This is a genomic window from Erwinia phyllosphaerae (genome assembly GCF_019132875.1).
Classification (GTDB): domain Bacteria; phylum Pseudomonadota; class Gammaproteobacteria; order Enterobacterales; family Enterobacteriaceae; genus Erwinia; species Erwinia phyllosphaerae.
On sequence record NZ_JAHSPF010000001.1, the window covers coordinates 746,561 to 765,537 of the forward strand.

Annotated in this window: 19 protein-coding genes and 1 tRNA gene; 7 read left to right on the top strand and 13 right to left on the bottom strand. The window is 46.4% G+C overall.

All coding sequences use genetic code 11. The features are described 5' to 3' along the window. Positions 1-9: 9 nt before the first annotated feature. From mlaA to ccmA, 10 genes are all read right to left on the bottom strand, one after another. A complete protein-coding gene (gene mlaA, locus KUE00_RS03160; RefSeq protein ID WP_246758028.1) occupies positions 10-771 on the bottom strand; it encodes a phospholipid-binding lipoprotein MlaA in 762 nt (253 codons plus the stop codon). Positions 772-799: 28 nt separating this feature from the next. Next, the gene (ccmI, locus tag KUE00_RS03165) at positions 800-2,011 is read right to left on the bottom strand and encodes a c-type cytochrome biogenesis protein CcmI (RefSeq protein ID WP_246758029.1); all 1,212 of its coding nucleotides are present in this window, start codon (positions 2,009-2,011) and stop codon (positions 800-802) included. Next, positions 2,008-2,460, bottom strand: a complete 453-nt coding sequence (locus KUE00_RS03170) for a cytochrome c-type biogenesis protein (protein ID WP_246758030.1) — start codon at positions 2,458-2,460, stop codon at positions 2,008-2,010. Before KUE00_RS03170 ends, ccmI begins: the two co-directional genes overlap by 4 nt. Continuing rightward, positions 2,457-3,011 carry a DsbE family thiol:disulfide interchange protein gene (locus KUE00_RS03175; RefSeq protein WP_246758031.1) on the bottom strand — a complete coding sequence of 185 codons (555 nt, stop codon included), beginning with the start codon at positions 3,009-3,011 and terminating at the stop codon, positions 2,457-2,459. The genes KUE00_RS03170 and KUE00_RS03175 overlap by 4 nt, the downstream gene beginning before the upstream one ends. Continuing rightward, positions 3,008-4,963, bottom strand: coding sequence for a heme lyase CcmF/NrfE family subunit (locus KUE00_RS03180; protein WP_246758032.1), 1,956 nt, complete (start codon positions 4,961-4,963; stop codon positions 3,008-3,010). The genes KUE00_RS03175 and KUE00_RS03180 overlap by 4 nt, the downstream gene beginning before the upstream one ends. Continuing rightward, entirely contained in the window at positions 4,960-5,427 is a 468-nt protein-coding gene (gene ccmE / locus KUE00_RS03185) for a cytochrome c maturation protein CcmE (protein ID WP_246758033.1), read from the bottom strand. Before ccmE ends, KUE00_RS03180 begins: the two co-directional genes overlap by 4 nt. Beyond that, complete coding sequence (gene ccmD / locus KUE00_RS03190; protein ID WP_246758034.1) at positions 5,424-5,639, bottom strand: heme exporter protein CcmD; 216 nt, start codon at positions 5,637-5,639, stop codon at positions 5,424-5,426. The genes ccmE and ccmD overlap by 4 nt, the downstream gene beginning before the upstream one ends. Further along, a complete protein-coding gene (locus KUE00_RS03195; protein WP_246758035.1) occupies positions 5,636-6,376 on the bottom strand; it encodes a heme ABC transporter permease in 741 nt (246 codons plus the stop codon). Before KUE00_RS03195 ends, ccmD begins: the two co-directional genes overlap by 4 nt. A gap of 164 nt (positions 6,377-6,540) precedes the next feature. After that, positions 6,541-7,200, bottom strand: a complete 660-nt coding sequence (ccmB, locus tag KUE00_RS03200) for a heme exporter protein CcmB (protein WP_246758036.1) — start codon at positions 7,198-7,200, stop codon at positions 6,541-6,543. Continuing rightward, positions 7,200-7,817 (bottom strand): cytochrome c biogenesis heme-transporting ATPase CcmA, encoded by a 618-nt coding sequence (ccmA, locus tag KUE00_RS03205; protein ID WP_246758037.1) that lies wholly within the window; start codon positions 7,815-7,817, stop codon positions 7,200-7,202. The genes ccmB and ccmA overlap by 1 nt, the downstream gene beginning before the upstream one ends. A 247-nt stretch (positions 7,818-8,064) precedes the next feature. On the opposite strand from ccmA, the gene KUE00_RS03210 reads away from it, so the two are divergent. The 3 genes from KUE00_RS03210 to KUE00_RS03220 all read left to right on the top strand — a co-directional run bounded on the left by KUE00_RS03210 (position 8,065) and on the right by KUE00_RS03220 (position 11,487). Then, complete coding sequence (locus KUE00_RS03210) at positions 8,065-8,970, top strand: formate/nitrite transporter family protein (RefSeq protein ID WP_246758038.1); 906 nt, start codon at positions 8,065-8,067, stop codon at positions 8,968-8,970. Between the two features lie 1,012 nt (positions 8,971-9,982). Then, positions 9,983-10,057, top strand: a tRNA-Arg gene (locus KUE00_RS03215). A gap of 179 nt (positions 10,058-10,236) precedes the next feature. Then, positions 10,237-11,487, top strand: coding sequence for a tyrosine-type recombinase/integrase (locus KUE00_RS03220; protein ID WP_246758039.1), 1,251 nt, complete (start codon positions 10,237-10,239; stop codon positions 11,485-11,487). Positions 11,488-11,762: 275 nt separating this feature from the next. Here KUE00_RS03220 and KUE00_RS03225 read toward each other — a convergent pair whose 3' ends face one another. The 3 genes from KUE00_RS03225 to KUE00_RS03235 are packed head-to-tail and all read right to left on the bottom strand — an operon-like array spanning position 11,763 to position 14,900. Next, positions 11,763-12,323 carry a dCTP deaminase gene (locus KUE00_RS03225; protein ID WP_246758040.1) on the bottom strand — a complete coding sequence of 187 codons (561 nt, stop codon included), beginning with the start codon at positions 12,321-12,323 and terminating at the stop codon, positions 11,763-11,765. Beyond that, complete coding sequence (locus KUE00_RS03230) at positions 12,320-13,054, bottom strand: hypothetical protein (RefSeq protein WP_246758041.1); 735 nt, start codon at positions 13,052-13,054, stop codon at positions 12,320-12,322. The genes KUE00_RS03225 and KUE00_RS03230 overlap by 4 nt, the downstream gene beginning before the upstream one ends. After that, entirely contained in the window at positions 13,047-14,900 is a 1,854-nt protein-coding gene (locus KUE00_RS03235; protein ID WP_246758042.1) for an NUDIX hydrolase, read from the bottom strand. Before KUE00_RS03235 ends, KUE00_RS03230 begins: the two co-directional genes overlap by 8 nt. 1,079 nt (positions 14,901-15,979) lie before the next feature. Here KUE00_RS03235 and KUE00_RS03240 point away from each other — a divergent pair. The 4 genes from KUE00_RS03240 to KUE00_RS03255 all read left to right on the top strand — a co-directional run bounded on the left by KUE00_RS03240 (position 15,980) and on the right by KUE00_RS03255 (position 18,795). Next, a complete protein-coding gene (locus KUE00_RS03240) occupies positions 15,980-16,366 on the top strand; it encodes a hypothetical protein (RefSeq protein ID WP_246758043.1) in 387 nt (128 codons plus the stop codon). Further along, the gene (locus tag KUE00_RS03245; RefSeq protein ID WP_246758044.1) at positions 16,335-17,570 is read left to right on the top strand and encodes a relaxase/mobilization nuclease domain-containing protein; all 1,236 of its coding nucleotides are present in this window, start codon (positions 16,335-16,337) and stop codon (positions 17,568-17,570) included. Before KUE00_RS03240 ends, KUE00_RS03245 begins: the two co-directional genes overlap by 32 nt. Before the next feature lie 222 nt (positions 17,571-17,792). Beyond that, complete coding sequence (locus tag KUE00_RS03250; RefSeq protein WP_246758045.1) at positions 17,793-18,434, top strand: DUF4755 domain-containing protein; 642 nt, start codon at positions 17,793-17,795, stop codon at positions 18,432-18,434. Between the two features lie 28 nt (positions 18,435-18,462). Beyond that, positions 18,463-18,795 carry a hypothetical protein gene (locus KUE00_RS03255; protein WP_246758046.1) on the top strand — a complete coding sequence of 111 codons (333 nt, stop codon included), beginning with the start codon at positions 18,463-18,465 and terminating at the stop codon, positions 18,793-18,795. The last annotated feature ends 182 nt before the right edge of the window (positions 18,796-18,977 follow it).

Genomic DNA, 18,977 nt, shown 5'->3' on the forward strand with positions numbered 1-18,977 from the left:
ATTAACGGCTTAATTCGCGTCGATGTCGTCAAGATCGCCCTGAATCGCGGCGGCGTTCGGGTTTTCCTGGGGAAGCAGCTTGCCATCGCTGGCAAGGAAATCATGCCGCTGGAAGTAGGCCGCACGCACAAAGGCGTAAGGATCTTTCGAGTTTTTCAGGATAGCGTCGGAATCCAGCAGCTGGGCGCGGGTTTCCACGCCTTCCAGCGCCCACTTACCGGCGGTCATCCACCAGGTTAGCCAGCTGAGCGGTGCGTAGAGATCGTCCACCATGCCGCCAACGTCTTCACGCGGCGTAAAGCTGCCGTAGCCCGGAAGCGTGACGTAAGTACCATAACCTACGCCATAGTTACCCAGCGTGCTGCCGAAACGACGCGGCTCCTCTTTTGCCAGCGCCGGATTAGCCATGCCGGCCACGTCGATAAAGCCGCCCATCCCCAGAATGGTGTTCAGGAAAAAGCGGTTAAAGTGGATCATCGCTTTATAAGGCTTCCCTTCAATGAAGTAGTTCACCATGGTGGACGGTTCGCTAAGGTTCCCCAGAAAATTGCTTAGTCCGCTACGCGCGGGCATCGGCACATAATCACGCCAGGCAACGGCAACAGGGCGAACGACATAAGGATCCAGCACGTTGTAATTAAAATTAAACATTGAACGGTTGAAGCCTTCCAGCGGATCGGACCTTCCCTGAGGTTCGTCCGCCGTCTGCGAACTGGCGCAGCCGAAAAGCAGTACGCTGGCCAGCGCAACGCCCATCACGCGGTAGTTCATCTCTTTCTCCCTGTTAAATAAAAGCCGGCTACGGCTGCTGTTGGTTAATCTCAACGGCCAGCTGCGCCTTACCATCAAAAGGCGCGACCGCGCTGACGCCGAACCAGTCGCCGCTCTGTGGGTTGGCGCTGCCATCACGCGAAATGCGGGCGCGCACCTGAACCTGATGCTGCGCCGAAAGCAAACGTTGCGGCATCATAGCGTTGCTGTCGTCAAGCGTCAGCGAGAGCGGAAAATGGCTCAGCGGCACTCGTTTTACCGCTACCGGTACTTTTGAAACGCCGTCAGTGACGGAAATATAGAGCATACCGCCTGCAGGCAGCGCTTTTTCTGCCCCGGCGGCCAGGCTAATAGCCAGCGTCAGATGACTGCTTTGCCCGCCCGATTCGGTTTTAGCCTGCTCGATGCTGCGCTGGATCATCGTTACGCGCGGATCGTCGGCTGGTAACAATTGTAACATCTTTTGCCAGGTCGTTATGGCTTCTGCATAGCGCTGCTGGCTAAAAGCATTAAATGCCAACAGGCTGAGGATGCGCAGGTTGCTGCCGTCGGCCTTCACCATATCGTTAAGCATCGCCGTTGCCTGGCGATTATCCTGCGGATCCTGCGAACGGGTTAGCGCATCGGCATAGCTTAGCTTCACCTCAGGATTTTCTGGCGCCAGCTGCATAGCGCGGCGGAAAGATTGTGTTGCGGTAGAGGCATTGTTCAATACCATGCCGATACGTCCCAGCATCAGCCAGTCATTAACGTTACGCGGATCGTCCTGCAGCGATGAACGAATGCCCAGGCCAAGCCGCGACAGCTGCTCTATCGTGAGCGGTTTGGCGTTGGGATCCATTAGCTGCGCACGCAGTTCAGGAAGCTCGTTTTTGACCTGCTGCCATGCCAGAACCTGCGAAAAGCCGCCGGTTTTGAAATAGAAGCCCAGGCTAACCAGCACCAGAATCAGCACGCCGGGCAGCAATACCCAGCGGCTGACGGCGCGCTCACGCAGCTGCTCCTCGCGAGGAATATCCAGCAGCAGCGTTTGCTGTAGCTCGCGGATCATTTCCGGGCGCTCGGCAACGACGCCCTGCTCTTCGTCTTCCGCCAGCTCCTGCAAACGCTGATGGTAAAAGTTTTTATTCAGCGTATCGCGGTCTGTGGTCAGCGAAGTGCGTTTACCGCTTCCGGCGATCAGCAGCAGCGCGCTGGTTGCCACCAGCAAAGCCAGAACGGTGAGCCAGAATACACTCATGGTTGCTTCCTGTTATTTAACAGCGCATCAAGCCGCGCCTGTTCTTCTGCATCCAGCTCTGCGCTGGTGCGTTTTCTGCTGCGTAAGACGATCACCAGCGTGCCGATGACGACAAACAGTATCGGGCCAGCCCACAGGATCAGCGTTGACCCCATCACCGGCGGTTCATAGGTTACAAAATTGCCGTAGCGCGCCACCATCCAGGCTTTTACCTGTTCTGGCGTCTGGCCGCTTTGCAGCAGTTCATAAACTTTCAGCCGCATATCTGCGGCGATCATCGCATTGGAATCGGCAATACTGTTGTTCTGGCATTTTGGGCAACGCAGCGACTCCGTCAGGTGACGGTATTGCTGTTCCTGAGCGACGGAAGAAAATTTATAGGTATCAATATTGTCTGCCAGTACGCTGAAAGAGAAGAGCAGTGCAATCAGTAGTAAAATCCGTTTCATGTTCCCGCATCCTTGCTGTATTTATCCCACAATGGCTTCACTTCGCTGTTCCATACCCGGTCATTCATATCTCCGGCGTGGCGATAGCGAATAATCCCTTTGCCATCAATTAAAAAAGTTTCAGGCGCGCCATAGACGCCCAGATCCAGCCCCAGCATACCGTCGCCGTCGTAGAGACTCAACGCGTAAGGATTGCCCAGCGAATTCAGCCAGCCGATCGCTTTGGCGCGATCGTCCTTATAGTTGAGACCCACCACGCGGATCCCCTGTTCCGCCAGCGTATTAAGATACTGGTGCTCGGCGTGACAGGTTGGGCACCAGGTAGCCCAAACGTTTAACAAAATCGGCTTGCCGTCGCGCAATACCGACTGGTCATACATTTTTCCCGGATGGTCCAGCGATTCCAGTTTAAACACCGGCACGGGCTTGCCAACCAGCGCCGACTCCAGCCTGCTCGGATCGTCGCCGTTGGCGTTGCGCGTTAACTGCCACATCAGCGCGGCGGCCAGCAGCAGGAAAAGCACCAGCGGAATATAAAGCGTCTTTTTCATGTCGCCTCCTTTTGCGCTTTTTTGCGCGAGCGATAGCGCGGATCGAGCAGGCAAAAGATGCCGCCAACCGCCATAAACACGCCGCCGAACCAGATCCAGCGAACAAAAGGTTTGTAATAGATGCGCACGGCCCAGGAGTTATCGCCCAGCTCTTCGCCCAGCGCGGCGTAAAGATCGCGCGTGAAGCCGCCATCAATCGCTGCTTCGGTCATCATGGTGTGCGCCACGCTGTAATAGCGCTTCTCCGCGTGTAGCGTCGCTTCATGCTTGCCGTTGCGCGTGACGTCGATAATGCCAACGCCGCCGCTATAGTTGGCGCCCTGCAAATTGTGCACATCGCGGAAGGTGAAGTGATAGTTGTGGATATCAACCGTATCGCCTGCACGCATACGCACGTCGCGCTCCACGCTATAGTTCTGGCTAAAAGCGATGCCGATAACGGTAACGGCGACGCCAAGATGTCCCAGCACCATTCCCCAGTGGCTGCGTGACAAATGGCGCAGGCCGACAAAGAAGCGATGGCGATGCGTCGCGCGCTCGTGCAGCTCCATCAGCGTCAGGAAAATGACCCACAGGGACATCAGCAGCCCTACCACCGTCATTGCTTCAATGCGGTCCTGCATCAGCCACGGCAGCACGATGGAAAGCACCAGCGTGCCGACCAGCGCGACCCCCAGCCGCTTCCACAATTTTTGCGGTTCATCACGACGCCAGCGCACCAGCGGCCCGATGCCCAGCATCAGCGCCATAGGCGCCATCAGCCAGGTAAACAGCGTGTTGAAGAACGGCTCGCCAATCGAAATGCTGCCCAGGCCCAGCTGCTTGTGCACCAGCGGCAGAAGCGTGCCCAACAGCACTACCAGCATCGCGGCAATCAGCAGGATATTGTTGCCTAACAGAAAAGATTCGCGCGACCAGAGTTCGTTCTGGACGCGGCTGCGCACTTTGCTGCCCTTGATAGCGTACAGCAGCAGCGAACTGCCGATAACGATAACCAGGAAAGCCAGGATAAACATGCCGCGAGCGGGATCGGAAGCAAAAGAGTGAACGGAAATCAGCACGCCCGAACGCACTAAAAACGTGCCTAACAGGCTGAGTGAAAAGGCCGTGATAGCCAGCAGCACCGTCCAGGCTTTAAAAGTACCGCGTTTTTCGGTAACCGCCAGTGAGTGGATCAGCGCCGTTCCCGCCAGCCACGGCATAAACGAGGCGTTTTCGACCGGATCCCAGAACCACCAGCCGCCCCAGCCAAGCTCGTAGTAAGCCCAGGCCGAACCCAGCACGATGCCAATCGTCAGAAAGACCCAGGCTGCCGTCGTCCACGGACGCGACCAGCGTGCCCAGGCCGTATCAAGCCGTCCGGTCATCAGCGAGGCGATAGCAAAGGCAAAAGCGACCGAAAACCCTACGTAGCCCATATAAAGCAGCGGCGGATGGAAGATCAGGCCAATATCCTGCAGCATCGGGTTCAGGTCGCTGCCGTCGATCGGAAAGTCTGGCAGCGTACGGGTAAAGGGGTTGGAGGTCAGGGTTATAAACAGCAGAAAACCGAGGTTAATCATCCCCATGACCGACAGCACGCGGGCAACGGAATCCAGCGGCATACCGCGGCTGAACAGCGCCACCGCCAGCGTCCAGGTACTGAGCAGCAGCAGCCAGAGCAGCAGCGAGCCTTCATGCGCGCCCCAGGTCGCGGCGATCCGGTAGTAAACCGGCAGCAGCGTATTGGAGTTAGTGGCAACATAGGCGACACTAAAATCATTCACGACAAAGGCATGCACCAGCACGACAAAAGCAGCCAGGATGCAGGCAAACAGCGCATAGCTTAAGGGACGAGCCAGCCCCATCAGGCGACTATCCTGACGGGAAGCGCCCCACAGCGGATAAACACTGAGCAGCAGCGCCAGCGCTACCCCAAGACAGAGCAGAAAACTGCCAATTTCCGGCATCATGGCTGGTTTACCTGCGCTATTTTATGGTTTTTTTTCATCGCGTCCTCAATTTCCGGCGGCGTATATTTTTCGTCATGCTTTGCCAGCACTTCTTTTGCTTCAATCAGGTTGCCTTCCTGCAGCACGCCCTGCGCCACCACGCCCTGCCCTTCGCGAAACAGATCCGGCAGGATGCCCAGATAGCTAACGCTTACTACGCCATTAGCGTCATAGAGCTTGAAGGAAACCTGTAACGTGTTGGGGTCGCGCTTCACGCTGCCGGGCATCACCATGCCGCCGACGCGCAGGCGCTGGCCAGGCGTTGGCTTTTGCAAGTCTTCGCCTTTACCGTGCAGAATTTCACTCGGCGTATAGAAAAGATCGATATTGGAACGTAGCGCGTACATCACCAGCGAAGTCGCCAGCCCAAGGCCAACCAGAATCGCTATCACTACCATCAAACGGTTTTTACGGCGGGCGTTCACTGCGGTGCTCCTTGCTGTTTCACTTTTGCTGCTTTAATACGGCGCTCACGCGACTGGCGCTGACGGATATCGGCCAGCAGGCGCTGGCGCGTCACCAGGGTATGGAGAACCAGCACGCCCAGCGCAATCAGGGTACAGGCCACGGCCAGCCAGACGTAAAAGGCGTAGCCGCCCATGGCCCAAAAAGCCTGCCAGGAAGAGAAAGCCGTCATTTGCGCGCTCCTTTAGTTGCCACTTCAAGCGCCCAGGGACGATGACGTTCGCTGAGCAGCAGCAGGTTGCGCAGGCGCATCAGCGTTAAAGAGATAAACAGCAGCCAGAAGCCCCCTATCGCCCAGCGTAGCGGCGTGCGCATGGAAGGCGCAATAGCCTGCTGGAGCATGCCGGAAGATCCCTGGTGGAGCGTGTTCCACCACTGCACGGAATAGTGAATAATCGGCAGGTTAACCACACCGACCAGAATGAGAATACCGGCAGCGCGGCCGGCCATGCGGCGGTCATCAAAGGCGTTATAAAGCGCGATGACGCCCATATAGAGAAACAGCAACACCAGTTCAGAAGTCAGACGCGCATCCCAGATCCACCAGGTTCCCCACATCGGTTTTCCCCAGGCAGACCCCGTGACCAGCGCAATAAAAGTGAACGTTGCGCCGACGGGCGCCATCGCTGCCGCGGCTAAATCGGCGGTTTTCCACTGCCAGACCAGGCCCGTAAAGGCGGCAATCGCCATCGCGGCATAAATGCCCATCGACCACATTGCGGCGGGAACGTGAATATAGATAATGCGGTAACTGTCGCCCTGCTGATAATCGGCGGGCGCAAAGCCAAAACCCCAAATCCATCCTGTCGAAAGCGTCACCACTGCCGCAAGTGCAAACCAGGGCAGCAAACGTCCACATATTCGGTAAAGCCTGTCCGGCTTACCCAGCTGGTGTAACCATTTCCACATTATTAATTGCTCATAGATAAAAACGCTTGTTAACAAAGTGCTGGCGTAAACCATTCGCCAAAGCATGAAAATGTTAGTCGTGCTGCCGCTTCGCGCGCATTTTATGCTGGCCGCGAGGCTGGATTAATCAGCAGTCTGCGAAACGTTGGGCCTGTCTGTTTTTGTTAGTGTACGCTCACTCTCAACGCAGCTGCGGTGGCAAAAGGTGCCAGCGTCGCACTGGCCACCAGCATTGCGCCTAAGATAGCCAGCTGTCCGTTTATCGGTAACCCCATGCTGGCAGCGTCAATCGCCGCCGTAGCGAAAATCAGCACCGGCACCGCCAGCGGCAGTACCAGTAAACTCAATAATACCCCGCCGCGACGCAAACCAACCGTCAACCCGACACCGATTGCGCCCAACAAACTTAGCGTTGGCGTGCCTAACAGCAAAGAGAGCGCCATCGCACGCCAGCTGGCAAAATTGAGCGATAACAGCAGCGCCGCCAGCGGAGAGAGCAGCAGCAGCGGCAAGCCGGTCACCAGCCAGTGAGCGGTTACTTTACCCAGCACCGTTATCGGCAGGGGCGTCGGCAGCAGCAGCAGCTGTTCGAGCGAGCCGTCGATAAAATCATCACGAAACAGCCTTTCAAGCGCCAGAAGCGAAGAGAGCAGCGCCGCAACCCAGACGATACCCGGCGCGATGCGCGCCAGCAGCTGAGGTTCAGGGCCAATACCAAGCGGAAACAACGTAATCACAATCAGGAAAAACCATAGCGGATTAACAATTTCCGCGCCGCTGCGGAAAGCCACACGCAGCTCGCGTTTAACAATAAGCCAGAACACTACTCCGCCTCCGCTGCGGTCAGCCGGATTTTACGCACGCTACGAGCGGCATCCGGCAGTTCCTGGTGAGTGGTCAGAATAACTGCGCCACCGTTATCAGCATGACGGTTAAAAAGCGCCATCAGCTTTGCTACGCCCGATTTATCAATTGCGGTCAGCGGTTCGTCAAGGATCCACAGCGGAGCCTGGCTTAACCAGAGCCTGGCCAAAGCCACGCGGCGCTGCTGCCCTGCAGAAAGCTGCGCCACGGCAATCTCTTCGTATCCCACTAAATCAACCTCTTCCAGGGCCTGCCACAGAGCCTCTTCCGGCTCGGCTGCATGGAAAAACCGTAGATTTTCCCGAGCGGTTAAGACCGCTTTTACCCCGGGCTGATGCCCAAGATAGAGCAGCGCCTGATGCCAGCTTTCTCGCTGCTTACGGATGGGTTGCCGCTGCCACAGCACATCGCCCTGCTCTGCCCGGCTTAGCCCGGCCAGAATACGCAGCAAAGAGGTTTTCCCCGCTCCGTTTGCCCCTTCAATCTGGACAATATCGCCTTCTGATACGGTAAAACTGAGATCGCTAAACAGCATGCGCTCATCGCGTACGCAGGTCAGATTTTGGGCTTGTAGCATCAGGGAACATCACGCTTGTTAATAGTGCGTGAAATAGTACCACAGCCGATCGCTTCATCGCAGCCTGCTGCTGGTCACTGAGTGCTTAAGTTGCCGCTATTATGCCCTGTCTCGACGGCTTTCGGCTGAAAAACAGCGCTTCGTTAAAGCCTTGTTACGCTTATTCTGAAACTCAGTTACATTTTGGCAACGCTAAAACCCGCTACGCTTAGACGAGATATTTCAGGCCAGCAACGGGAGCAGTACGATGAAAGAAGATAATGTGGAAGTCGACAGCGAAGAAAATGAAGGAGAAGAGATAGAAGTTAACGAAGAGGCACTGCCGTCACGCGCGGCTGCGATCCATGAAGAGATTCGCCAGGATGGCGAAAAAGAGCTGGAGCGCGACAGTCTGGCGCTGCTGTTTTCGGCTATAGCCGCCGGACTGTCGATGGGCGCTTCGCTAATGGCGAAAGGCATTTTTCAGGCGCATCTGGCTGGCGTGCCTGGCGCCTATTTGTTTGAAAATCTGGGTTATACCTTTGGTTTTATTATTGTCATTATGGCTCGTCAGCAGCTGTTTACGGAAAATACCGTCACCGCCGTCCTGCCGGTAATGCACAAACCTACCGGCAGCAACTTCCTGCTGCTGCTACGCCTGTGGAGTGTGGTACTGCTTGGCAACCTGGCGGGTACGGCACTGGCCTCGCTGGCCTTTACCCATATGCCTATTTTTGACGAGGCAACCCGGCAAGCTTTTATGGCTATCAGCCATAAAGTTATGGAGCATACCCCTGGTGAAATGTTCGCCAACGCGATAGTGTCCGGCTGGATTATTGCCACGATGGTCTGGATGTTTCCTTCTGCCGGCGCGGCAAAAATCTGGATCATCATTCTGATGACCTGGCTGGTGGCGTTGGGCGATCTGGCACATATCGTGGTGGGTTCGGTAGAGGTTCTTTATCTGGTCTTTAACGGCGCTATCAGCTGGCAGGAGTTTATCTGGCCCTTTGCCTTACCCACGCTGGCGGGCAATATCATTGGCGGCACTTTTATTTTTGCGGTGATTAGCCATACCCAAATCCGTAACGATATGAGCACGCGTCAAAAAGCGCAGGCCAAGGCTGAAGCAAAAAAGCGACGTAAGAATGAAAAAGAAAAGGACGAAGGCTAAGCTGAACTGCCTGAGTTTTTCAGGCGGTTAGTACTGAGGTATTGGGTTCAGGATTGGCACATAACGGCAGCGGACTGATTCGCTGCCGTTATTTATTTCAGCTGAAAATAAGTTCTGTTCGGGCTGAACAGCGCATAAGTCAATCAGGCACCTCGCCTTAGCTGAACAGTGCAAATGTATGCACATAGAAAGTGCTGGCAAATGCAACATAGCCTAGCCAGACCAGCAGGATAATACCCAGTGACAGTTTCAGAGACATAGCGACCTCCCGAGTGAACCGAACAAAACAGCAACCTTCATTGAATTTTCTTTACATTAGTCCTGTCCTGCAGAGCAAATCTTGATCCAGCGCAACTATTGCGACTGTAGTAAAAACAATTTTTATCCGTTTTCTTAACCGTAACCGCTATAAATCGCCTTTACCAAAAAGAACAACCCTGCTAAAAAAAGTCTTAAAAGACCCTCATTAAATAAAACCCAAGAGAACCCTTTTAAATAAATAGTAATTTCCATTACAGAGAATAAAATTAATACTGCTTCTTATAGTTAATTAAAATAAGCCCCCATTTAAAATAACATATTTATGCTACAAAAAACCCACGCTAATCTTGTAGCAAGATCATTATCTGCTACCATAAATGCCGATAAATATGACCTGAAACTTTGTGAGCATTATGTTTATAATTTGTATTTTATTAGCATGGCTATTATTCGGCTTTATCTTTTTAAAAATTATTCACTGTGGGAAAGATATCGAAGAATACGAAGAGTGCCCATATGAGTAAACCGGCCATGACGTAACTCATTACTCTTAAAGCAATTAACAGAAGTGGATCAATCAAGGCTTCCCTCGTTAAAATAGTTTAATTTGTAAGCATAATGCTCGATATGCATTCAGCTAAAGCGGTATATTTGCCAGCCAGAACGCCTTTGCCGCGTAAAAACAATGATATACTTGAGGACAGGCTGCACTTGCGGTAGTATGTGCGCCAGCTTAAAAGTTTATGCCGATGTCTCCTTAGTTAAATGGATATAACGAGCCCCTCCTAAGGGCTAGTTGCAGGTTCGATTCCTGCAGGGGACACCAAATGCTAGTCTCTCAACGTATCTCAAAGTCTACTTTAACCTTATCATTCAGTCAGTTAACTCAGTTTAATAGTCTACCTGCGTCTCCAGCAGGCTCACAAAATCCACAGTGTTATGTTGGTACAATTGTTGGTATGTTTGGTTCGATAATGCAGATACCATCAGCCAAGGATTTTTATTATGCCGCTCACTGAGTTAAAGGTAAGGAATGCAAAGGCTGCTGCGAAGCCCGTCAAAATGACAGACGGGAATGGTATGCATCTTTTGATTACCACACACGGTTCTAAATACTGGCGTTTTCAGTATCGCTTCGGTAGCAAACAAAAGATTCTTGCTCTCGGTGTTTATCCTGAGGTCACATTATCAGAAGCCCGACGCAGAAGAGACGAAGCCAGGCAACTCGTTGCAAATGGCGTTGATCCAAGCGAAAAACGCAAAGCTGATAAGGTCGAGATCAAAGGGCTACTGACATTCGAAAAGGTTGCACGAGATTGGCATTCCAGTAACAGGACCTGGTCGGAGAGCCACAGAACGACTGTATTAAACAGCCTTGTGAGCCATTTATTCCCTATTATTGGCAATTGTAATATCACAGAACTCAAAACCCGTGACTTACTGATTCCACTAAAAAGGGCTGAAGCAACAGGTCATCTCGAACTCGCTTCACGTCTTCAACAACGCATAACTGCGATCATGAGATATGCTGTCCATAATGCATTGATTGAGCAAAATCCTGCCTATGACCTCGCTGGTGCAGTAATTTCTAAAAAAAGTATTCACCGTCCTGCCCTTCCTTTAGAACGGCTACCAGAACTCACGCAACGCATTGAAGCTTACAGAGGCAAAGGCATAACACAGATTGCGACCCAGCTTACACTCCTGACATTTATACGTTCGAGTGAATTAAGATTTGCACGTTGGTCAGAGATAGATTTCAAAAACTCTCTATGGACTATACCCGCAGAGCGACAAGCACTTGCTGAGGTTAAATATTCAGCAAGAGGGGCAAAAATGAAAAGCCCTCATCTGGTGCCTTTAAGCAAACAAGCCAAAAAATTGTTGTTACAGCTGCATGCAATCAGTGGTGGTAAAGACCTCATGTTCATAGGATTTAGTAATGACGATAAACCGATCAGTGAAAATACCGTCAACAAAGCCCTTAGAACCATGGGATACAATACCCAAACTGAAGTTTGTGGGCATGGTCTCAGGACTATGGCTTGCAGTGCATTGATTGAATCCGGACTTTGGTCAAGAGACGCCGTAGAGAGACAAATGAGCCACCAAGAACGTAACAGCGTTAGGGCAGCCTACATTCACAAAGCAGAACATTTAGAAGAACGGAAACTTATGTTGCAGTGGTGGGCTGACTATCTGGAAGCCTGTAAGATGAGAACGTTGACGCCTTATAGCTTTTCTAAAAATTTATAAAAAAATATCTAAAGCTAACTTGGAGACAATTAATTTACTCGTATAGTATTACACCTTAAGACCTGACATTTAAAAGACCGTTCCTCTATTCAGGCAACACCTAAACTTCCATTAAAATAACCTGTACTTTGCTTATACAAGATCTGATTTTTTCTGGAAAACCTCTGCATTCAAGTATTTTAGAAAACACTAAGCCTAACCATTTTCACATAATAGATTAAGGAGCCAAGTTGCAGAAACTTGGCTATAAATGATGAAGTTAAAGTGCGAGTTGGTTATTTCGCAGGCTTTTTATTAAAATCAGAAGGTCTAGCCTCGTCTTTGCCCGAGTAGATACCTCTGTATCTTATAGAAGAAGAAGATTTTTGCTCGTGAACGCGAAGATGACAAAATTTAACATTAGGATAGACTTTTATAGGCCTATTTGAAAAATTAGTTATTTCAAAAGTGATTGATGAAGGCTTATCAATCCCAAAAGTAGCTGCAATATGACAAGAGCTAAAATTAAGTTGAAGTCCAATTCGGGCATAACATGAAAGCTGAAACAAGTCCCCACAGATCGATTCATCGAATGATAATTTTTCTACACTAGAAGCTAAAATGAAATCTCCTGGGTTTATAATGACACCATCATCACTTATTAATACCTCTTCGAAAAACTTAAAAGTGTCATCTTTTTTCGTATCGATCAGCTCTGTTCCATCTTTCATTTTCAATAGTTTTGAACCAATCCTCAATAAATAACTGGATGGTCTCATACACTCTTTATTAAAGTTTTCAATTATTAATTTTCTGTCATCAATAAAATTAACTATATCGTTATTTGATAATATCATTTAATCACCTCAGTAAAAGAAGTCATTTGGCCTAAACCAAAATTATCATCTTCCATATTTATTTCCTTTAATTGACCTGGACTTAAAATTAAAGTTCGAGTTTTGTTTTTTGTAATTAGATTCTCAATAACCCCCAAAGCATCAGAATCTAATATATAGTTACCTTGAACTCCTTTTGCTCTCCTTCTAATATCATCAATTTCCCAAGCATTTACTACTGTGGCCTCATCAAAACCAACATGAAATAAGGGCGCACCTTCTTTAATATAAATTATCATTTTTGCAGAAACGATTTGACCAACATTAGCTGCTAAACTGTCAGTTGAGAGAAAACGTTTTTCAGGCATAACAAAAAATGAATTAAAACCTCTGCTTTCAACCACATTAATATCATCAAAACTTATTTCTTCTGGATATATTCTAACTGCACTATTTTTTAAGTTTTCAATTAAAATTTTGTGCATTACACTCACAATAGTACAACCAACCTCATCTCTTAAATCTTTGTGTAACTCCAATGAATCACAAAGATTTGTATATATAAAAGCACCGACTCCACCTGATATAAAATAAAAATTAAAGTTTTTATTTTTACTTATTAACTTCTCCAAATCATTATAAAAATCAGTATCAATAAAGTAGTTCCTATATCCCCACCATTCAATATCTTGTTTTTCATCTCGCTTTCTTATTCTTCCGCCGCCGGGAAGGCGAATTACTATGTTAGTCATTAAAAAACCCCATTCTCTCAAATATCAAATAAGCGCCTTGAGTTAGATTCTCTTTATTATTTTTTATTTTTTCTTTACTCATCCACTCTATGCTATCTATCTCAGATTTATCATAAAGAATCTCACTGTCTTTTTTTATTTCTTCAGATGAAAATACATACCAATCATGATTCTCGGCACCATACCTGCATTTATCAGGAACTCCCTTTTCTATAGTGACTAAGTTTGTCGTTTTAAGCGATATATTAAGCTCTTCTTTAACTTCTCTTACTACAGCCTGATTCGCACTTTCATTGTTATCTAAATGCCCTGCAACAATGCTATATTTTTCATCATATGCAGGATCTGATTTCTTAATTATTAAATATTCATCATTATCTTTAAACAGAACTGCAACAGTAATATGATAGATTCCACCTCTATTTTTCTGTCCAGAAAATATGTCTTTAGAGTTAGTTTCATCGTCTTTCTTTTCTAAAGAATCTTCAATCAACCGATTAAAAACAGATACATTCCCAACCACGAACCGCCTTGATTTTTCTAAGCTAAACGCTATCAACTTGAGCCAATGGTTAGATTTTTCGTCATCTATACTACTATTTAGCTTTTCTTGATAACTATTAATGTCTTCAGATGTTATGCCATTTTCAAGCAACCACAGGCATAATTCTGAAATTACTTTTAGTTCGAAATCATTAATATCAGACACTTCCAAAAGCAGAGGTTCGATTAAAAACTTATCATTTTTAAACGAGTTAACACTTGATAAAACTATTCCAAATGGCTCGGCAGAGTCACTATCAACTCCATATCTGTAGAGATTGTTAGCATATGATAAAACGCCAGGTTGAAGTTGCATATACTTCTGCTTAACAATCATTTTAACTTTTATTCCTGGATACTCTTTTTTAAATAAAAACAAATCAAGGTTAATCCTCTTTTCTTCGGTTGCACTGACAATTTTCTTTATCGAGCTTGTTATTTTAAGCGCGCGCCTAACAATATCGAGCTTACTATTAACCTCACCCTCGTTATTTTCAATAAACTGTCCAACAGGTGTTGTAAATTTAGGATTTTGATATTCTGAGCACATATTAATAATTGCTTCATGTTTTTTTACAAAAGGACTACAAATGAAAAATGAAACTTTTGCGATGTTTCTTTGATGATGAGTTATAACTTTAATTATATCGGCAGAAATTTGTGATGTAGTACTAAATACAATTAAATCATCCTGATCTGCATCCAGAAGTTTATTAGAAAAAAAATGGTCAGAATGCTTTTTTAATTGATCTCCGATAGAATAATCTTTATCATCCATGTTAAAAAAATTACTGCCAACTTGACACTTTATCCCTTTAAGGGATTCTATAAGTAAAATATCTCTATACATTTTAGACTTAGCTGCTTTCTGAGCAATGTTTCGAAAAGATTCAGCCCCTAAGTTTTTACTAATATTGAATGGTTCTTTTTCCATTTGCAAAGCAATCATTAGCGCTAAGCATTCATCTTCGTTTGAAGAAGCTATGAAATTTCGGTCCAAACATTTTTTGTTAAAGTACTTCTTACACAAAGATTTAATATCATTTGTAAACCCCAAAAAATCCTTTTCTTTTTCATACTTTTTTATTTGTTTTTTTATATTTCTATTAAATCTAAACCTTGAGGTATGATAAAAAAATATTTCAGTCTTATCTCTCCCTGTTATAAAACCAAAGTATGCGCCAATAGTGAGAGCCACCAGAGCATTAATAAAATCATTAATTTTTAGTACATAACGAAAAACAAGTACTATAATAACAAGCGCAATTATCGAGATCACATACCGCCTAGTAGAAACACTCATTTTCAATCCTCAAATATCAATTAAATATTTTTACACTTTTCGCCATAAGAAAATTTTTTTGTTTTAAGAAAACCAAATTTATCTTTAGGAAAAAAATTGCTAGCACTTACAATTTAAAATATAGAATCTAATGGACAGTTTCATTTGATAGATTTTAAGTAATTCAAATTTTTAGGCACCCCCAATTTTGTTTGCTAATACCTTCAAATGCGGATAATTTGATCAAAACCATTCTTAAGTTGCTGAAATAAATCAAATTATTCTCAACAAAGCAACAAAAACATTAGCATAACTTATTAAATAAAACAAGGTGATAGCAAGGAATGATAACAATACAAATAAAATAGCATAATAATCATATAGTTAATTAATTTAACTTTGTTATTGACTTTTAGCCCTTGGTTCTATCATCATAAAACATGTTAGCCTTTCTTTTGAATCATTGAACCTTACATATTTAAGGATGTTTATGAAAAACATTTTAATGATATTGAATTATGTTCGTGAGCATTGGCTTTTGATAGTTATCAGCGTTGGCTTTTGCTTTTATTCATTTCAGCGGTGGTCTAATGAAATGAATATTCACAGCAATTTCTGGCGTAACTTTTTCTTCGCCTCTCTAATTTTTTTCGTATTAATCCACACCTACTTAATTACCAGTGAGAATTCAAGTAATAATAAATTATTTGCGCAATCTATTTCTTCAAAAAAAACAGAAATGTCAATTGAAGGTTTTAATAATGCAATATGCTGAATATAAGAATGGTATTATTGAAACCAAAATTGCCTGTTTTACATTCGATAAACCACCCCACCATTTAATAAGTTTCGCTTTCATCCCTTCCTCCTTTTGTAACAACCTCCATTACTCATATCAGGTATTTTTTCTATGTCAATATCAATATCGAATTGACCTATTATGGAAGCAAGGGCTAACTCAGCGAAGCTGAGTTGCCTTGCTTTTTCTGCCCTTCGGTTGAAAAAGGTAAGTCAAAACCCACATCGTTGACATAAGTTATCTATCGATTATAAATAGATTAGGCATAAGGAATATGCTCATATTTTGAAAAGGAGTTCCTATGAATAATTTATACCGTCCTCCCCTTGCAGAAAATCTACGTATTCATTGTGTCAGCGTTAGACTAAATAACTCAGAGCTTAATACTTTAGATCATGAACGTAAGCAACACGCCAAAGGCGAATGGCTTCGCATGTGTCTGCTTAAAAACCATGTGCCTGTTATCCCAGAAATCAACCGAAGCGCATGGAAAATGTTTGGTGAGATAAATCACAGGCTCAATGAGATTGTTAGCCACCTGAACGCAAAGCAGTCATGTAACCCTCTTACCAAGACTGAACTGTTCGCCGTTAAGCGACAGATCACTGAACTTCGCTCTCGCCTCCTTACCGCTGATCTATGGAGTATCCCCTCTGATGAAGGGCATGCAGAAGATCAAACGAGGTAAGAGCTTCGCAGGTGTTGTCCTATACGCATTGAAACCTGGAACGCACCATAAAACCGATCCGGTTGTTATCGGCGGGAACATGTTGGGGGACTCAGCAGCTGAGTTGATTGCTGAGTTCAGCGCTTCTGTTTCACTTCGGACTGACGTGGCGAAACCGGTGTGGCACAACTCGCTTCGCCTGCCACAAGGTGAATCCCTAACAGCGAAGCAGTGGGTTGTGTTTGCTGACGACTACATGAATCGCATGGGGTTCAGTGAGACGCACCTACGCTGCTATGTCATGCATGACGATGAGGCCGGCCAGCACATTCATATCATTGCCAGCAGAGTGGATCTGATTGGTGGGAGGCTTTACCTGGGCAGGAATGAAAACCTTGCCAGTACACGCATAATTCAGGAGCTGGAGCTAACACATGAACTGACCAGAACAAAAGGCCCCTCTCCTTCACACAGCTCTTCCCCTGCCAGAAGGCGCAAGAAGCTATCACGTGGCGAGCAACAGAAGGAGAAGCGTGAAGGTCAGCCAACGCCCAAGACATTCCTGCAGAACGCAATAGACACGATCCTTAGTACTCACAATGACATTCCGAGCTTCGTTGAAGCACTTGGCGAGCACGGCATAACGCCCGTTCCGAATATTGCCACTTCTGGCCGCATGAATGGTTTCTCATTCGAATACTCCGATATAGCTTTCAAAGCTTCCCAGCTAGGGAAGACGTACTCATGGGTCAACCTTCAGGAAAGGCTTCACTACGAACCTGAACGTGACAATACCCTGCTGTTTGCTTTGAAAACTTTGGCTTCAAGTGGTAATGAGGCGAGTAAATCTGATATTCCTGTGATCGTAGAGGTGGCTTCACAGCCCTCACCCGCACCTTTAGAGACACAAGTAATTGCAGAATCTCTAGTACATGAACAAAGAACGGAAGCAACCGAAGCGCAACCCCCCTTCAACATTACGCATTTGCCAAGCGAGCAAACCAGCAGTACTGACTACTTCATGACAAGGGTATTGAAGTGGCTACTGAGCATTCCTTACCTGGCCGCTTTCACTGACCTGCTCAAAAAGGCAGGTAAGACGTTTCTCCACCAAAAATCCTCATTTTCGACAGTTCATACAGTCCGCTCAGCTGAACCTACGTTATCTGAGCCACCAGGCAGCAGCCAAACTCTGACTGAGCGCGCAGCAGTACCCTTTCGATAACGTCCTGCCTCAACGCAATTTTCCAGCCTAAGTTCTTATTTGCACAAACAATTGATCGTTTTTACAGATCGATAAATGATATATGATAGCCATTAACTATCAAAACAGGATCATCGATCGGTACAAGTGATTTGCTTAAGTTTTGAACTCGTTCAAAAATAACCAGTAAAAGCAGTTACCAATCAGCTAGTTATGAACCACACAACATCAAAGGTATATAAAATGGGTACAGCGGCTTTGAATAGTCAGAAAGTACGTAAACCTTCGTTCTTTCGTTCAATCCGATTCTGGATTGTTGTATTGGTGATTGTCTGGATACTGACTGATACAAATCCAAAAGACACAGCTGGGTTCCTGTTCATGTGGACATTACCTGCCTTCTTCTTACTCCTGACAGCATATGTGTCATACACACATAAAAGAGCAAACGCGTCGACTATCGACTTGCTGAACGTGAATAACAACGGTCTGTGGAGCCATGAATTCCAGGGCAGCAAAATGACCATTGATACAAATCGGGAGTTGTTAACTCTGGAGAGTGGCAGGCGTAAGAAAGCCTATAAGTTTAGTGACGTTAAAGGCTGGAGATACCACCTCGCTAATGGAGGTGAAATCGTAGCCCTCGATATGGTTGGCATGCTGGGGAGTAAAGGCCATAACAACCTTACCCGCCTTAAAAACTTCGAGAACTCTGGATTCTTTATCCAGGTGAAAGACATTGAATGCCCGGAGTGGCAGATAAAATTTCACCCCCGTAAAGGCCGGTTCCACCATGAACACGGGATCCGCGATACAGAAATGCAGTTGAAGCAGTGGTGTGAAATTTTCGATCAGACACTCAACAAATCCACAGCAACACAATGATCACCATTATCAAATAAGGGATTAAGAAATGAATAAATTTTTATCAGTTGCAGTCCTGTCTTTGTCAGTTTTGCTCACTGGTTGCGACAGCGAGCCTTCCTCTTCCGAGATCCAGAAAGCCATGCAGGACAACATTGACCACACAAACCAGCAAGCCAAGCAGCGTTTCGGAGAGAACAGCAAAAACATGCTCACGACTCTGAACAAAGCTGACAAGGTTTCCTGTAAGGAATCAGAGGCCAAAGGTACATACCTCTGCAAAGTGAATACCGATATAACACTACCATTCATGGGCGAGAAGCAAACCGTAGCTGAATTCAAATTTACAAAGGCTGATAACGGATGGGAAGTATCGCCGTAATTACACCTAATGACCTATAAACTCAATTTTTAGCGGAGTTTTTAAAAGCACGTATCTTTCGAGTAAAAGTCAACACCAGGGAAAAACCAATAAAAAATAAAATACTAAAATACTAAAATACTAAAATACTAAAATACTAAAATACTAAAATACTAAAATACTAAAATACTAAAATACTAAAA

Excerpts from the sequence above, each read along its gene's own strand:
- mlaA (WP_246758028.1), bottom strand. The coding sequence starts at position 771 with ATGAACTACCGCGTGATGGGCGTTGCGCTGGCCAGCGTACTGCTTTTC.
- ccmI (WP_246758029.1), bottom strand. The coding sequence starts at position 2,011 with ATGAGTGTATTCTGGCTCACCGTTCTGGCTTTGCTGGTGGCAACCAGC.
- KUE00_RS03170 (WP_246758030.1), bottom strand. The coding sequence starts at position 2,460 with ATGAAACGGATTTTACTACTGATTGCACTGCTCTTCTCTTTCAGCGTA.
- KUE00_RS03175 (WP_246758031.1), bottom strand. The coding sequence starts at position 3,011 with ATGAAAAAGACGCTTTATATTCCGCTGGTGCTTTTCCTGCTGCTGGCC.
- KUE00_RS03180 (WP_246758032.1), bottom strand. The coding sequence starts at position 4,963 with ATGATGCCGGAAATTGGCAGTTTTCTGCTCTGTCTTGGGGTAGCGCTG.
- ccmD (WP_246758034.1), bottom strand. The coding sequence starts at position 5,639 with ATGACGGCTTTCTCTTCCTGGCAGGCTTTTTGGGCCATGGGCGGCTAC.
- KUE00_RS03195 (WP_246758035.1), bottom strand. The coding sequence starts at position 6,376 with ATGTGGAAATGGTTACACCAGCTGGGTAAGCCGGACAGGCTTTACCGA.
- ccmA (WP_246758037.1), bottom strand. The coding sequence starts at position 7,817 with ATGCTACAAGCCCAAAATCTGACCTGCGTACGCGATGAGCGCATGCTG.
- KUE00_RS03210 (WP_246758038.1), top strand. The coding sequence starts at position 8,065 with ATGAAAGAAGATAATGTGGAAGTCGACAGCGAAGAAAATGAAGGAGAA.
- KUE00_RS03220 (WP_246758039.1), top strand. The coding sequence starts at position 10,237 with ATGCCGCTCACTGAGTTAAAGGTAAGGAATGCAAAGGCTGCTGCGAAG.
- KUE00_RS03225 (WP_246758040.1), bottom strand. The coding sequence starts at position 12,323 with ATGATATTATCAAATAACGATATAGTTAATTTTATTGATGACAGAAAA.
- KUE00_RS03230 (WP_246758041.1), bottom strand. The coding sequence starts at position 13,054 with ATGACTAACATAGTAATTCGCCTTCCCGGCGGCGGAAGAATAAGAAAG.
- KUE00_RS03235 (WP_246758042.1), bottom strand. The coding sequence starts at position 14,900 with ATGAGTGTTTCTACTAGGCGGTATGTGATCTCGATAATTGCGCTTGTT.
- KUE00_RS03240 (WP_246758043.1), top strand. The coding sequence starts at position 15,980 with ATGAATAATTTATACCGTCCTCCCCTTGCAGAAAATCTACGTATTCAT.
- KUE00_RS03245 (WP_246758044.1), top strand. The coding sequence starts at position 16,335 with ATGAAGGGCATGCAGAAGATCAAACGAGGTAAGAGCTTCGCAGGTGTT.
- KUE00_RS03250 (WP_246758045.1), top strand. The coding sequence starts at position 17,793 with ATGGGTACAGCGGCTTTGAATAGTCAGAAAGTACGTAAACCTTCGTTC.
- KUE00_RS03255 (WP_246758046.1), top strand. The coding sequence starts at position 18,463 with ATGAATAAATTTTTATCAGTTGCAGTCCTGTCTTTGTCAGTTTTGCTC.